Annotated in this window: 10 protein-coding genes; 2 read left to right on the top strand and 8 right to left on the bottom strand. The window is 64.8% G+C overall.

The features are described from left to right. The 8 genes from FJY73_11810 to FJY73_11775 form a co-directional block, all read right to left on the bottom strand. Positions 1-323: hypothetical protein (locus tag FJY73_11810; GenBank protein ID MBM3321350.1), on the bottom strand; the 323-nt coding region annotated here is incomplete at its 3' end. 179 nt (positions 324-502) lie between these two features. Beyond that, the gene (locus tag FJY73_11805) at positions 503-1,273 is read right to left on the bottom strand and encodes an ABC transporter ATP-binding protein (GenBank protein ID MBM3321349.1); all 771 of its coding nucleotides are present in this window, start codon (positions 1,271-1,273) and stop codon (positions 503-505) included. A 2-nt stretch (positions 1,274-1,275) separates the two neighbouring features. Next, positions 1,276-2,058, bottom strand: a complete 783-nt coding sequence (locus tag FJY73_11800) for an ABC transporter permease (protein ID MBM3321348.1) — start codon at positions 2,056-2,058, stop codon at positions 1,276-1,278. A 288-nt stretch (positions 2,059-2,346) separates the two neighbouring features. Continuing rightward, a complete protein-coding gene (locus FJY73_11795) occupies positions 2,347-4,095 on the bottom strand; it encodes a glycosyltransferase (GenBank protein MBM3321347.1) in 1,749 nt (582 codons plus the stop codon). Beyond that, on the bottom strand, positions 4,082-7,075 hold the full coding sequence (locus FJY73_11790; GenBank protein MBM3321346.1) for a glycosyltransferase: 2,994 nt from the start codon (positions 7,073-7,075) through the stop codon (positions 4,082-4,084). Before FJY73_11790 ends, FJY73_11795 begins: the two co-directional genes overlap by 14 nt. After that, positions 6,999-7,688 (bottom strand): hypothetical protein, encoded by a 690-nt coding sequence (locus tag FJY73_11785; GenBank protein ID MBM3321345.1) that lies wholly within the window; start codon positions 7,686-7,688, stop codon positions 6,999-7,001. Before FJY73_11785 ends, FJY73_11790 begins: the two co-directional genes overlap by 77 nt. 368 nt (positions 7,689-8,056) lie before the next feature. Next, positions 8,057-8,932, bottom strand: coding sequence for a ParB/RepB/Spo0J family partition protein (locus FJY73_11780; GenBank protein MBM3321344.1), 876 nt, complete (start codon positions 8,930-8,932; stop codon positions 8,057-8,059). After that, complete coding sequence (locus FJY73_11775) at positions 8,883-9,686, bottom strand: ParA family protein (GenBank protein ID MBM3321343.1); 804 nt, start codon at positions 9,684-9,686, stop codon at positions 8,883-8,885. The genes FJY73_11780 and FJY73_11775 overlap by 50 nt, the downstream gene beginning before the upstream one ends. Before the next feature lie 209 nt (positions 9,687-9,895). Here FJY73_11775 and FJY73_11770 point away from each other — a divergent pair, with 209 nt between their 5' ends. Both FJY73_11770 and FJY73_11765 read left to right on the top strand, forming a co-directional pair. Then, a complete protein-coding gene (locus tag FJY73_11770; protein MBM3321342.1) occupies positions 9,896-11,311 on the top strand; it encodes an MBL fold metallo-hydrolase in 1,416 nt (471 codons plus the stop codon). A 313-nt stretch (positions 11,312-11,624) separates the two neighbouring features. Beyond that, positions 11,625-13,223 carry a hypothetical protein gene (locus FJY73_11765; GenBank protein ID MBM3321341.1) on the top strand — a complete coding sequence of 533 codons (1,599 nt, stop codon included), beginning with the start codon at positions 11,625-11,627 and terminating at the stop codon, positions 13,221-13,223. Positions 13,224-13,651 lie beyond the last annotated feature (428 nt).

The following is a 13,651-nucleotide window of genomic DNA, read 5'->3' as shown; positions in this document are numbered from 1 at the left end:
CCCTCCGTGAACTCCGTGTTCTGCCAGCCGCACATCGTGGAGTCCCAAGCGAGCGTCGCGCACTCTCCGCCTGCGATCGCTATGAACCGTAGACGGGCCACTTCTGACGGAAGGTGCAACGGTTGGCTGAACGAGAAGTCGTACGGTTGGAGAAGAAGGAATCCTTGCTCATCCTTAAGAACCGAGAACCTCGCCCACTTTTCCGGGAGAACGAAGATCGTGCTCACCGAATCCTGCACCCAAGCCAAGACCCCGCTCGTGTCCCCGACCGTGATCCCGAAACCGAACAAGGAATCGCTGCTCCCCGTGATCCAGATCCGCACAATGCATTTTCGGTGCCACATTTTCGGTGCCAGGCTACCGAACTTCCACGACGGGGAAGAGTTCGGTAGCCTGGCACCGAACTTCTGCCGCACCGAACTTCTGGTGCCGAACTTCTGCAGCGTATGCTGAGTTTCGGTGTCTGCGTTTCCGTGCCGCGCGATGAAACTCCCCTAATCCCTCACCCCGCCGCCTTCTCCTCCACGCCCTCCCGATACCGCGCGATGACGTCGGCGGGAGCGCCCTCGCACGCGATCTTCCCGCCCATGAAGAGAAGCGCGCGCGAGCAGAACTCCTCCACCGCGGCGAGGTCGTGGCTCACCATCAGGATCGTCTTCCCGCGCGACTGGAACGAGCGGATCCTTTCGCGGCTCTTCCGCTGGAACGCCTCGTCGCCGACCGAGAGGATCTCGTCGAGAAGAAGGACGTCCGGGTCGACATGCACCGCGATCGAGAAGGCGAGGCGCATGTACATTCCGGTCGAGTAGGTCCGAACCGGCTCCTCGATGAAGTCGCCGATCTCCGAGAAGGCGACGATGTCGTCGAAGCGCGCGAGCACCTCTTTCTTCGACATGCCGAGAACGATCCCGTTCAAGAAGACGTTTTCGCGGCCGGTGAAATCGGGATGGAAGCCGGCGCCGAGCTCGATCAGGCTCGCGATCGTTCCGCGGACCGCGATTCGCCCCGCGTCCGGCCGGTAGATGCCGGTGATGAGCTTGAGGAGCGTGCTCTTCCCCGATCCGTTCGGTCCGATGATCCCCCACGTCTCCCCCGCGGGAACGCGGAAGGAGATCTCTTCGAGCGCCTGGTGGAAGAAGTGTGCGGGCGCGGCTCCTTTTCGCCGGACGAAGAGGCTCTTCAGGGTCGTGTAGTTCCGCGCGAGCCTCGCCTTTCGGAAGCGCTTGGAGACCCCGGACACCTCGAGCGCGATCGGACGGGAACCGTTCTCCATTCTTAGAGCCACTCCGCGAAGGTCTCTCGGCGCCGCCGGAAGAGGGCGTCCCCGACAAGGAGGATCGCGATCGCCGCCGCCGCCGCGAGGCCGAGAAGAGGCCACGAGGGAAGGCGGTTGTGGAAGAGGACGTCCTGGTACGCGGTCACGAGGGCGCCCATCAGGTTCCCGAGGGCGAAGACCCGAAGACCGTCCGGCACTTTGCTAAGCGGATAAATAATCGGACACAGAAAGAACCAGAAGACAAGGAGGCTTCCGAGCAGATGCTGCACGTCCCGAAACTGAACGTTGAGCGCAGAAAGCGCGAGCACGATGCCGAGCGTGAGGACGAGCTGCACCGCCATCACGATCGGAAGCGCGAGAACGGCGGGACCGATCGGCACTCCGTACGCGAGATAGATCAAGAAGAGAACCGGCAGGCTGAAGACGAAGTTCAGCCCGTTCGAGAAGACCGACACAATCGGGAGGACCTCCGGAGGGAACATCGCCCGCGTGATCAGGTTCCCGCTCGAGACGATCGAGTTGACCCCCTCGGAGAGGGACGCAGAGAACCAGAGCCACGGGAGAAGCCCGGCGAACATGAAGGCGCCGTAATCCTCCATGTCGAAGCGCATGTAGACGCTGAAGACGAGGCTATAGACGAGCATGAGAAGAAGCGGGTTCAGGAAGGTCCACACGAAACCGAGAAGAGAGCCGCGGTAGCGCGCGCGGAGCTGCCGCGCGACCAGGCTCTGGATCAGAACCCGGTGGGCGTAGCAGTCGCGGATCGTGTGGATGATGCCCATGGATCGTTCACCCGCGCCGACGCTTCGTCCGAAAGCACTCCTGCATTCTAGGAACGCGCCGACTAAGCGTCAACGCGTTACCTGTCCCCGGCGCAGCACACGAGTCGCGAAGGATTCCTCCGCCCGCGTCTCCGCCGTCGCGATCATCGGCGAGTGAGGGTCGTAGTCGTGAACCAAGAGGAAGAACGGCTCCGTTCCCAGCGAGTCGCGCCGCTCGCGCGCGCGCCGCGGGAACGAGAAGAACCGCCGCGACGAGGAGCACCCAAAGACCGATCCATGCGGCTTTCTTCATCGGACGCGCCTCCATCCCCTCGGCCGCGGAACCTCATCGAGAAGCGAAAGGCCGGGATGGTAGAACGGATCCTCGATGAGGCTCTCCCCCCACCTTCTCTCCATCCAAGCGACCTCCCGCTCGTCGAGATCCGGTCGGCGGCTTTGCGTTTCATGATGGAGGAAGACGGCGTGCGGCGTATAGAGAATCCGAAGCCCCTTCGCGCGCGCGCGGAGGCAGAAGTCGACGTCGCCGAACGAGACCGCGAGGCGCTCCGCGTCGAACCCGCCGAGATCGAAGAAGGTCCTCTTTCGCACCAAGAAGCAGGCTCCGTCCACCGCCGAGACCTCCCGCGGGAGGAGCGGCGAGACGAAGAAGGGCGCGCCCTTCGCGCACATCCCCTTGCAGAGGTGCCCGGCCACGACGCCCATCCCGACGACAAGCCCCGCGTGCTGGATCGTTCCGTTCGGATAGAGGAGCTGCGCGCCGACCGCTCCGATCTCCGGTCGGTCCGCCTCCTCCGCCATCGCCGCGATCGAGCCGGCTTCGAGCACTTCGGTGTCGTCGTTGAGAAAAAGGAGAAACTCGCCGCGCGCGGCGCGAGCGGCCTCGTTCATCATGAATGAAAAATTGAAACGTCCAGGAAACGGAAGCACGCGGGCCGCGCCCTCTCGTTCGAGAGAGGCGAAGAGCCGAAGCGTCGCCGGATCCCGGCTCCCGTTGTCCGCGAGGAGGATCTCCAGCGGGTGCTCCTTGCGCACACCGGGGATGCCGCGTTCCAACCAGCGGCCCCCGTCGCGCGTCGGGATGATCACGCTCACCGTTCGTCTGCCGGACGGCGGGCGGCGGAGCCTCCACGAGCCCGGGATTCGGCCCTTCTCGACCGCGGCGCCCGGAACGCGTTCCCGCGCCCACGCGGCGAGCGCCCCCCGCATCGCCCGGTCCACCTCCTCGTGGAAGTCCACCTCGGGAGGCTCGGCGCGCACGCCGAGAATCGCCGCGAGACGAACGACCGCGCCGGGGCCCTCGTGAAGCCGGAGGAGTAGCTCGTAGAGGGCCGACGCCCCGCGCCCCGCGAGCCTCTCCGCCGCATCGACCGCGTCCACGCGACGCACGATGACCGGCCATCCGGTGAAGAACGAGCTTCTGAAGAGATCGGGCGACCAGCCCGGCTTGAAGAGGGGGATCGTTCGGCTCGTCCCCGCGAGAGGAACCTCCTCGTCTCCATAGAGAAGGGAAGCGGACGGATGCTCGCGGAAAGCGAGAGCCGCCCGCGCGATCGCGCCCGGGCGGAGCGAGTCGCCGGCCCGCACGAGGAACACCGCTTCGGACGTCAGGCTCCGAAGAAGCCTGCCGAGAGCATCGCCGCCCGCGTCTTCCCTTAGCGTCTCCCTCGCGAGCGCCGCGCTCGGGCAGCCGGCGATCGACCGCTCGATTCCCTCGCGCCATTCGCCCGAGAGAGGGACTCCCTTTCGGTCGACGAGCACGACATCGAATCGCGGCGGATCGGAAAGCGCGCTCGCAGCAGCGAGAAGACGGCGGAGATCCGCGGGGTGGTCGCGTTCCCTTTCGAGAGGGCGCCGCAAGGCCTCTTCGATCGGGACTCTCGCCTCGATCTTCTTCACCACGAAACGGCGCGCGCGACGGAGGAACGCGCCCGGTCCTCCTCGGATGAACACGTGAAGAGCGCGAAGAAGAAGGCCCGACCCCCGCGGAGGAGACGCGCGGCCCGCTTCGTGAGGATCTCCCGCCCTACGCGGAAGCAATCCGCTTCTCCGGAGCGTGCCGCTCGATGAAGGCGTCGCTCCCCTCGTAGCCGAGGTACCGATAGAGATCCTCCTCGTCGATGAAGACCCCGTGTTTCCGATAGAAGCCGAGGAGGGTGCGCTCGAGGGTTTCCTTGTTGTACCGGGCGTCGAGATAGTGGCGATCGCGCCGGACGGCCGCATTGAAGTCCATATGATGATGAACGACCGCGGCGAGCGGCGCGTTCTTCAGGCGATATCCGGCCGCACGCACGCGCATCGACCAATCGTTGTCCTCGTAGGCGCCGGCGATCTCCGTGTCGTAAGGGAACGAGACGAGCGCTTCCCTTCGGAAGATCGTCGCGCCTCCGGGAATCCAATCGCAGTCGTGCGTTTCGAGAGAAGAGAGATCCGCCGCGTTCTTCCCCGTGTCGATGAGATCGAATCGGATCCGCCGCGCGCCCCTTCGGATCGCGCCGCCGTTGTACTGAATCCGTCCGTCCGGGAAGATCACGCGGCAGCAGCACGCGGCGAGACGCTCGTCCGTCTCCATCTCGGCGAGGAGTTTTTCGAGCCACCCGGGGGAAACCTCGATGTCGTTGTCGAGAAAGACGACGTACTCCCCGCCGGTCATCTCGACCCCGAGGTTCCGCCCGCCGCCGCACCCGAGGTTGCGCCCCGCCTCGTGCAGGCGGAAGGACCGATCGGTCGAGGCGAGCGCGCGGAGGTCCCGGAGCGCCTCCTCGGTCGAGCCGTTGTCGACTACGAGAACCTCGTGGGAAAGAGGCGTGTGCCTGGCGACGGCCTCGACGCAGCGCTTCGTGTCCGCCACCCGGTTCAGCGAGAGGATCACGATCGACACGCGCTTGCCGAGCTCTCCCCTCGCGAGGCTTCTGCGAACGAGCGCCGCCGCCCGCGCCTTGGCCGCGAGCGCTTCCTGCAAGGCGGGCGATCCCTGGGTCGCCTGGCCGCGGTGAACGCGGTGCCGGTAGAGGCTCTCCGGAAGAAACCGGAAGACGCCCCCCTCGGAGAGCCGAAGCGCCATGTCGTAGTCCTGCGCCGAGTCGTACTCGCTCCGGTAGAGCCCCGTGCAGCGGAATGCCTCGCGGCGAATCACCTTGAGGTGGCTGCAGAACATCCCCTTCAGAAGCTCGTCCGCCGGAGGTCCGACCGCTCGGTTACGAAAATCCCAGAAACGGAGGATCTCTCCTCGTTCGTCGATGTCCATACGGTTCGTATAGAGAATATCGATGGCCTGAGATTCCTTCGCCAGAACGGCCGCGGCTTTTCGGAGAGCGTCTCGGTCCAGCAGGTCGTCGCAATCCAGGAAGGCGAGATATTCCCCGCGCGCATGGGCGATGCACTGGTTGAGCGCCCCGGAGAGGCCGCGATTTCGATCCCCGAAGACCACCCGCGCCTTCTCATGCGCCGCGTATTGCTCGAGGAGACGCCGCGCCTCCGGCTCTGTCGACGCATCGTCGTAGATAACGCACTCGAAATCGGCGAACGTCTGGCCGAGCGCGCTCTCGATCGCTTGCTCGAGATACGCGGAGTGATTGTGCACGGGAACGACGACGCTGAAGAACGGCGCCCCTCCGGCGGGAGCCACGGCCGAGGCGGCGCGCTGCTTCCACCGATCGCGGAGGAATCGGTAGGCGCGCGTCGGGATCTTTCCGAACAGACGGTTCACGCGGATCCCGGCCTGGATCAGCCAAAGCGCGAGGACCATTTCTCTCCGAGAGCCGGCGATCTCGAGATCGCGGATCCGATCGTCCCTTTCCCGCACTCCCCCCTCGAGATTCTGGATGTACTGGTTCCTCTCCTCGATCGAGGCGGCGTGCGCGGCTTCTTCCTCTTTGATTCGGCGCCCGAGAGCGTCGATCGTTCCCTCATGCTCGGCGACCCTCTCTCGGAGCGCGCCGGCAAGGGCGCGGGTCTCCTCGCCCGCGCGCGAGAGCTCCGTGATCGCGCAGTCCCGCTCTGCGATCGCGCGGTCCCGCTCCGCGATCGCGCGGTCCCGCTCCGCGACTCCCCCCTCGAGGTTCTGGATGTATCTCCTGTCCCTCTCCGTCGCCTCGGGAGGACCAAGATCGACCCGCGGCATCAGCTCGGGGAGCGGGCCGTTCGCCGCCGCCGCGAGAAAGTAGGGAGCCTCCTCGGGCGACTCGCGAAGCTCGTCCGCGCTAATGACGATCGCGCGGCCGTCCGCTTCCTTTTCTTCCCCGTCGAGCGTCCCGGGCGCGATGCGCGTCGCCAAGTAGTTTCTCTGAAAGAAGACGCGCGCGTCGGAGAACCCGGTCGAGAGAAGAGCCCGGAACTCGGCGAGTGTTAATTCTTTTACATGAAAAGGATTGTGCGCCCGCGAGACCTCCCAGTTCGGCGTCGAGCAGAGGAAGATCCCGTTCGGTTTCAGCACTCTTGCCGCGGCGAGGACGAGCGCCTCTCCGTCGGCGACATGCTCGATCGTCTCGAGGCAGACGTAGAGATCGATCGAGCGGTCCTCGATCCGCTCCAGGCGCGCCGCGTCGCCGACGAGATAGCGGATCCCCTCGCCCGAGAAGTGCGCGCGGGCGTACTCGACGGCCGCCGGATCGATGTCCACGCCGATCACGTCGAGAGCCCCCGCCTCACGCAGGATTCGAGAGCCGTAGCCGGTTCCACATGCGCAATCGAGCACCCGCCGGCCTCTCGCAAGAGCGGCCGCGAAGCGGTACCGGGCGACGTGCTCAACATAGAGACCGCTTCCCCTCGACTGCTCAGGGATCATCCGGCTTCCGTCGTTGTTCAGCACGAGATCATCCTCCAAGCGGATCGCCCATGCAGGAGGGGGTCCGGTCTCGGCACCGGGGAGGAACGCAAGGGAACGGAGATCCCGGGCGGAGAGGATCCTCCCGAAGAGATAGGAGCCGTACCGTTCGAGTCGATCAGGATCGCCGCCCGGTCCTCTTCCTCGAAGGCCGAGACAAGGTTGCCGGCTTCTTCCGAGCCTTCTTCCGCCCAACCGGCGCCTTCTTCTTGTTGAGGCGCTTCGCCCGTCCGCTCGCGCCCGCCGTTCTCGCGCGAGTTCCGCCCGCGTCTTTCACAGGGCCCTTCTTCTTCTGAGCGCGCGGTTTCCTTTTTCTCGCACCCCGCCCGACGCTCTTGAGCCTCCGCCCATTGGACGTCCCTTCGCGGGCTTTTCGCGCCGGCGGTCTCGCCTCTTGTCTCAGCGGCTCGGAGGGAACAGCGACGCTCTTCAGGGCAGGATCAGGAGGCGTCTCCGGCGCCTTCTCGGGAAGTGGCTTTCGAATCCCTCTTCTCTCCGGAAGGCGATAATCCGGAGGAGCGACGAAGGCGATGCGCCCGCAGAACTCGCAGCACATGACCTCTGTCTCGATCCTGTGGATCAGTTGATGGGTTTCCGGGTAGTGCATGCCGCACATGAGGCACACGCCGTCCTTGATCGGCGCCAACCCGGAACCCGTTCGGGTCTTCTTGTCGCGGTACAGACGGAGAAGTCTCTCGTTGTCGATCTCCTTTTCGATCGCCCGCACGCGGGCCTCCCTCTCGTCGCGAGGGATTCGCTTCCCCTCGATCTCATCCAGCTTGCGGAAAAGATCCACGAGCCTGTTCATGCACCACCCCCGGTTGGAGGGCGCTGGGCGGCGCCCCGGGTGCGGCTCCGGACCGAGCGAGGCCTTGTCCCTTTCGAAGCGGAGGCGCTCCCCTCACGCCGGCCCCGCCACCGTGCCGATCGAGCCGGGCCCGCAGCCGATCGGATGCAAAGGTATCATTGCCGGACGTTCGCAAGCATCGGTTTTCGTGCGGATCCGAAGCCGCTTGGTCAAGACGCGGCCGGCATCCTCGTCCACCGGAGGGGCTTTTACCCTGCGGCCGGCGGAACCTCGCCCTAGACCTCCGTCTCCCTCTAGTTCGAACGCGATGGGCCCGAACCCGCACCGAAGAAGACGGGCAACGAATTACAAAACAACGCGTTGCGTGACTAACCCGATTCCTCCGCCCCCGCCATCAGCTCAGCGAACACCCGATCGAAATCGTCCGGTCCGTAGAACTCGATCTCGATCGTGCCCCCCTTGCCGGCCGTATGGATGCGGACCCTTGTCCCAAGACGATGGCGGAGCTTCTCCTCCAAAGTCGCGATCTCCGGGTTGGTCGCGACCGTCTTCTTCCTTTCCTGCTTCTTGGTCGGGCGAACACCCCGCGCGAGCTCCTCGGTCCTCCGGACGGAGAGACCGCCGCGCAAGATCTTGTTAAACAATCGGTTGCGCGGGAGTCCGGCCGGGACCTGGAGGAGGGCCCGCCCGTGCCCCGGGGTGATGCGGCCCTCTCCGAGCGCTCTTAGGATCGGCTCGGCCAGCTGGAGAAGGCGGATCGAGTTAGTGATCGATGTGCGATCCCGCCCGACGAGAGTCGAGACCTCTTCGTGCGTCATCCGCTTTTCCTCGATCAGGATCCGGAAGGCCTCCGCCTCCTCCACCGGGTCGAGGTCTTCCCTCTGGAGGTTTTCAATCAATGCCCACTGGAGCATCTCCTCGTCCGGCACCTCGCGGATGACAACCGGGACCTTCTCAAGGCGGGCTTGCTTGGCGGCGAGATATCGTCTCTCCCCCGCCACAATCTGATAACGATCCCCTCTCCGCCGCACAACGAGCGGCTGGAGGATACCCTTCTGGCGGATCGACTCGGCCAGCTCGGCGATCCGGCTCGGATCGAAACGCCTGCGCGGTTGGGCTTCGCTCGGGACGATCAGATGAACAGGGACCTCATCGACGCGCGGAGAGGTCTCCGCTGCTCCCGCGTTCACGGGACTAGCCGATAGCAGTGCTTCGAGCCCTCTCCCCAGCACCCGCTTCGTCATGCTCGATCACCTCTTTCGCTAGTTGAAGATAACATCTTGCTCCCAAACACGTTACGTCGTAGAGAAGAATGGGTTTGCCGAAGCTGGGAGCCTCGCTCAGCCTCACGTTCCTCGGGATCACCGTCTCATAGACCTTGTCCGGGAAGTACGCCCGCGCCTCCTCGGCCACTTGCCGCGAGAGGTTCAGGCGCTGGTCGAACATCGTGAGAAGAACCCCTTCGACCGTTAGCCTTGGGTTGAGGTTCTTCTGAATCAGGCGGATCGTGTTCAGCAACTGGGTGAGCCCCTCGAGTGCGTAATACTCGCACTGGATCGGGATCAGAACGGTGTCGGCCGCTGTCAGGGCGTTGACGGTCAGGAGCCCAAGCGACGGAGGGCAATCAACGTAAATATAATCATACTCTCCCTTTACGGGATCGATCGCCTTGAGGAGCCTCTGCTCGCGGGCAAGCTCGTTGACCAGCTCGATCTCCGCTCCGACTAGGTTTCTCCCTGAGGGGACGAAGTCGAGGAACCGGATCTCGGTCTTCCGGATCACCTCGCGGAGGGGAACCTGCTCGAGAAGGACCTCGTAGATCGTGTTCTCGGCATCCGACGCCACGATCCCGAGGCCGCTCCCCGCGTTGGCCTGCGGATCAATATCGACGAGAAGCGTCTTCTTCTCGGCGACCGCAAGGCTGGCAGCGAGGTTCACCGCCGTTGTCGTCTTCCCCACCCCACCCTTCTGGTTCGCCACTGCGATTACCCTTCCCATGCATCCTCCCCCCAATGTTTCACGTGAAACACAACCGCTCCTCGCGCGGGCATGATACGAACCACGCGTCTACATGACAAGGTCTTTTCGCTGTTCCCGCGAAAAAGATCCGGCGGTCCTGCCTCCCCGCAACGGTCTCGTTTGACAAGGAGAAGGACCCTTTCTATGATCCGGGTCTTGCGCGTTCGCGAGGAACAAGGAGGGGAGAGGTGGCGACCGAGATCTACTCGTGGGGTGGCGCCGAAGAGGTGACCGGGTCCAAGCACTTTCTGGAGACCCCCTCCGCATGCCTGGAAATCGACTGCGGCATCTTCCAAGGGCGAAGGCAAGAGGCGTCCGAGCGGAACAGATCCTTCCCGTTCGACGCGCGAAGCTTGGATGCATGTGTGTTGACGCATGGCCATCTCGATCATTGCGGGAACCTCCCCACCCTTCTCCGGCTCGGGTTCGAAGGCCCTATCTACTCAACGCCCGCGACGCGGGATATCGCCCGGCTGGTTCTCCTCGACTCCGCCCACATCCAGGCAAGCGATGCCGAGTACGCGAAGAAGCTGTCGAGCAAGAAGAGACGGAAGCAGGGGTTTGTCGCCGAACCCCTGTACGATCAGGAAGATGTCGATCGAACAATGGAGCGGTTTCGCCCGATTCGGTACCAAGAGCGGACCGCGATCGCGCCGGGGATCCATCTCACGCTCTACGACGCGGGGCATATTCTCGGATCCGCGATGGCCTTGCTCGAGATCAAGGAGGGGGGGAAGATTCGCCGCGTGGTCTTCGGGGGGGACATGGGGCGGAGAAACCTCCCGATCCTCCGCGATCCCCAGATGCCCCCCTCGCCCGATGTCTTTGTTTCGGAGAGCACGTACGGGGATCGCCTTCACGAAGAGATCCTTGAGGCGCGGGACCAGCTCGGTGAGGTTGTGCGACAAACCTCGGAGCGTGGCGGGAAGCTGATCATCCCCGCCTTCGCCGTGGGGCGCACGCAGGAGTTGATCTTCATGCTTCACCTTCTCAGCGACGAGAACGCAATCCCGGAGATCCCGATCTTCGTGGATAGCCCGATGGCCGTGAAGGCGACCTCCATCTTCCTCGACCATCCCGAGTGCTTCGACAAGGAGGTCCTCGACGCCTTCGTCCTCCATAACGAGAACCCGTTCGGGTTCGAGAGGCTGACGCTCGTCCGCGACGCAGAGGAATCCAAGAAGCTGAACAGCCTCCACGGCCCCGCGATCATAATCTCTTCGAGCGGGATGGCGGAAGGCGGGCGCGTTCTGCACCACCTGATGAACACGATCGAAGATCCGCGGAACACGATTCTGGTTGTCGGCTTCATGGCGGCAAACACCCTCGGGCGGCGCTTGGTCGAGCGCCATGAGAAGGTGAGGATCTTCGGGGAAGAGTTCCACCTTCGGGCGAGAGTGAAGATCCTGAACGCGTTCAGCGCCCACGCGGACTATGAGGAGCTGAGGAGCTTCTTCTCCGGCTATCGGCGCGACTCGCTCGGCGAGATCTTCCTGGTGCACGGCGAAGAGAACGCGCAGAAGAGCCTCGCCCGCATGCTCAGGGAGGAAGAGGGTTTCCGCAAGGTCACGACCGTCCGATACGGCGAGCGATACCGCCTGTGATCCTCTCGCTCTCACCGATCCGACTGGGCGCTCGCCCCGTCCCGCGGCGGCGGGTCCACTGCCGGGAACAGAAGCGAAGCCTCGCTTCCTCGTGAAGGAGGGTCGTATCGCCTCGCGAGGAGCCCCTTCGGCACGCTCCCGACCGGGGGGGCAGAACATCGCAATCGATTTAGATACAACTGCTTATGAGTCCTTAGCACGCGCCTCAACGGTCGATGAAGGTGTTCCTTGAGGGAGAGTCGGCTCTGGTTGACGAGATAAGCGGGGCCGGGTAGGGTCGAGCGTGGCCGGCACAGGAGGTGGAGGCGTTCGCATGAGCTTGAAGAGCGCGCGATCCGTTCTTCTTCTTCTTGCTCTGCTTCTCGCCGGATGCGGAGGGGACTCGGCCGGCCCGCCCGGCGATCTTCCCCCGTGTCCGGACCAACCCTTTGCCGATCTGAACGGCCGGCTCGGTCGATTGTCGGATCTCCTCTACCGCCTGGATGTCGCCCAGATGCTTCTCCTCAAGGGAGCGACCGATCGCTTCGCGACCACGGTCGCCGGGCACGGGAGCACTTATTCGAAGCAGGAGGTCTATGACGTCGTCATCTCCGCGACCACCTTCCGATCGCTCTCGGACTCTCTGGCTGTCTGCATCGCCGCCGTTCGCGAGGAGGCGGGAGCGCTCGATCCCGGACTCGAATGGACGCCCCTCCTCGAGTCGTGGCTTGCTTCGATCGAGGAAACGGCGACCGTCGGCGATTCGCTCTTCGCGCTCGTCCGGGAGCGGGCGCGCGCGGTTTGCGAGGAGATCGCTCCAACGGAGACGCTCGGGGTTCGGATCGCGCTCGCCTGCGGCGCGCGGAGGGTCGCCCCCGCATTCGAGGACTTCCACGCCTTCATCGAGGGGGCGGACGACCGCGAATGGGCGGAGCTCCTCCCCTCGTTCGTCGCATGCGCCGGGCCGTTCTGGACGGACGGATGGCGCTCCTTCGTGCTTCAAGCGATCGAGGGCCTCGCGGCGCGCTCGAGTCCGTACGTGGGCTCCATCTCCCTCCACCTCGCGGACGAGGCCGCGGCAACGGAATCCGGCTGGGGTATCGAGGAGTGGGCCGGCGGGACCGGGTTTCTCCGCATCGAGGCGAGCCCCTCCCCCGCGGACGGCCCCGCGGTCGCCGTCCTCTTCCCCCTCGAGGGGCCGCCCGGGAGTTTCTCCCGCCCGCTCCTTGCGGGAAGGACGAATCTTCTCTCGGGCCTTCCGGCCGGATCCCATCGCCTCCTCCTCTTCCTCTCGAACGCCCGCCCGCTTTCCGTCGCCCCCTTTGTCGTCGCCGATGGAGAGACCGCCCGTGTCGTCCCCGAGCCGACCCTCCTCGCGGCTGACGGCTGCTCGCTCGCCGGAGGATCGATTCCTGCGTGGATTTTCGATCCATCGAACATCGAGCATTTGAGCAATGACTACACGCTCGTCTGCCGCACGGAGATCTGGAAAGGGCGCGCCGTCACCCAGATGGATCTCTCGGAATTCCCCGGCTATCGGGTACGGAGCGAGGGGGCGTTTCGCGCGGTCGCGGATTGCGCCGACTGGAGCCTCTCCGGTGGGGGGGAAGGGGTCGTCTCGGTCTTCCGGATCTCGCCCGATGGGTGCGAGGCCGGGGCGGTCGCGCCCGACCGTTTCACCTTTCGGGTCGAGGGGGAGCGCCGCGCGGGCACGGTTTCCGTCCGGACCCTCATCGATCCCCAGGTCTTCCTCGTGCCGGTCGTCTGCCCCGGAGATCCTCCGCAAGAGATCGACATCACGCGGAAGGTCTTCTTCGACCGGGAAACCGTCCTCTCGATCGGAAGCGGACGGCACGGCGAGGCGGTCTTTCCCCCGGGCGCGACGCCGGATAACCCCGTGTATTTCTTCACCGAAATCGACCGGATCTTCTAGATGTCAGGAATCCCTTGAAACAAGGGATCGGCGCCTGTTTCCTCCTCATGAGCTCCAGTCCGTCAGAACGGTGCTCCTTGCCCGGCCGCCGGGGCGTGGGGCGAGGGGGTGAACCGGCGAGTTCCCGGGCGCGCCGGGGCCTGCCGATCCGGCACCATGCCGTTGGCCCGGCGCGCACGGGGTGTCTGAGCCGGCACCCCCTTGCCCCGGGCCCCGGCCGAGAGAACACCGAACCAGTTTCTGTCGGATTGAGGTTGGGAGGCGACGCAGACAGGTGAGAACAGGGCCGCCCCTCGTTCGGGCGAAGCGCGGGCGAAACCCAGGAGGCAAATCATGAACAGCTTCTTCTTTGAGGTGCGTACTTCCAGGCGCATCGAAACGATCGACATCACCCGGAAGATCGAGGAGCGGCTCCCGAGGACGGCGGC

The organism is Candidatus Eisenbacteria bacterium (genome assembly GCA_016867715.1).
In the GTDB taxonomy this organism is placed as follows: Bacteria; Orphanbacterota; Orphanbacteria; order Orphanbacterales; family Orphanbacteraceae; genus VGIW01.
The sequence above is the reverse complement of the archived record's forward strand: the minus strand, read 5'-3'. Positions and strand labels throughout refer to the sequence as shown.

What these genes read in the sequence shown, in the direction of transcription:
- FJY73_11765 (MBM3321341.1), top strand. Translation starts at nt 11,625, where the DNA reads ATGAGCTTGAAGAGCGCGCGATCCGTTCTTCTTCTTCTTGCTCTGCTT.
- FJY73_11800 (MBM3321348.1), bottom strand. Translation starts at nt 2,058, where the DNA reads ATGGGCATCATCCACACGATCCGCGACTGCTACGCCCACCGGGTTCTG.
- FJY73_11780 (MBM3321344.1), bottom strand. Translation starts at nt 8,932, where the DNA reads ATGACGAAGCGGGTGCTGGGGAGAGGGCTCGAAGCACTGCTATCGGCT.
- FJY73_11785 (MBM3321345.1), bottom strand. Translation starts at nt 7,688, where the DNA reads ATGAACAGGCTCGTGGATCTTTTCCGCAAGCTGGATGAGATCGAGGGG.
- FJY73_11805 (MBM3321349.1), bottom strand. Translation starts at nt 1,273, where the DNA reads ATGGAGAACGGTTCCCGTCCGATCGCGCTCGAGGTGTCCGGGGTCTCC.
- FJY73_11775 (MBM3321343.1), bottom strand. Translation starts at nt 9,686, where the DNA reads ATGGGAAGGGTAATCGCAGTGGCGAACCAGAAGGGTGGGGTGGGGAAG.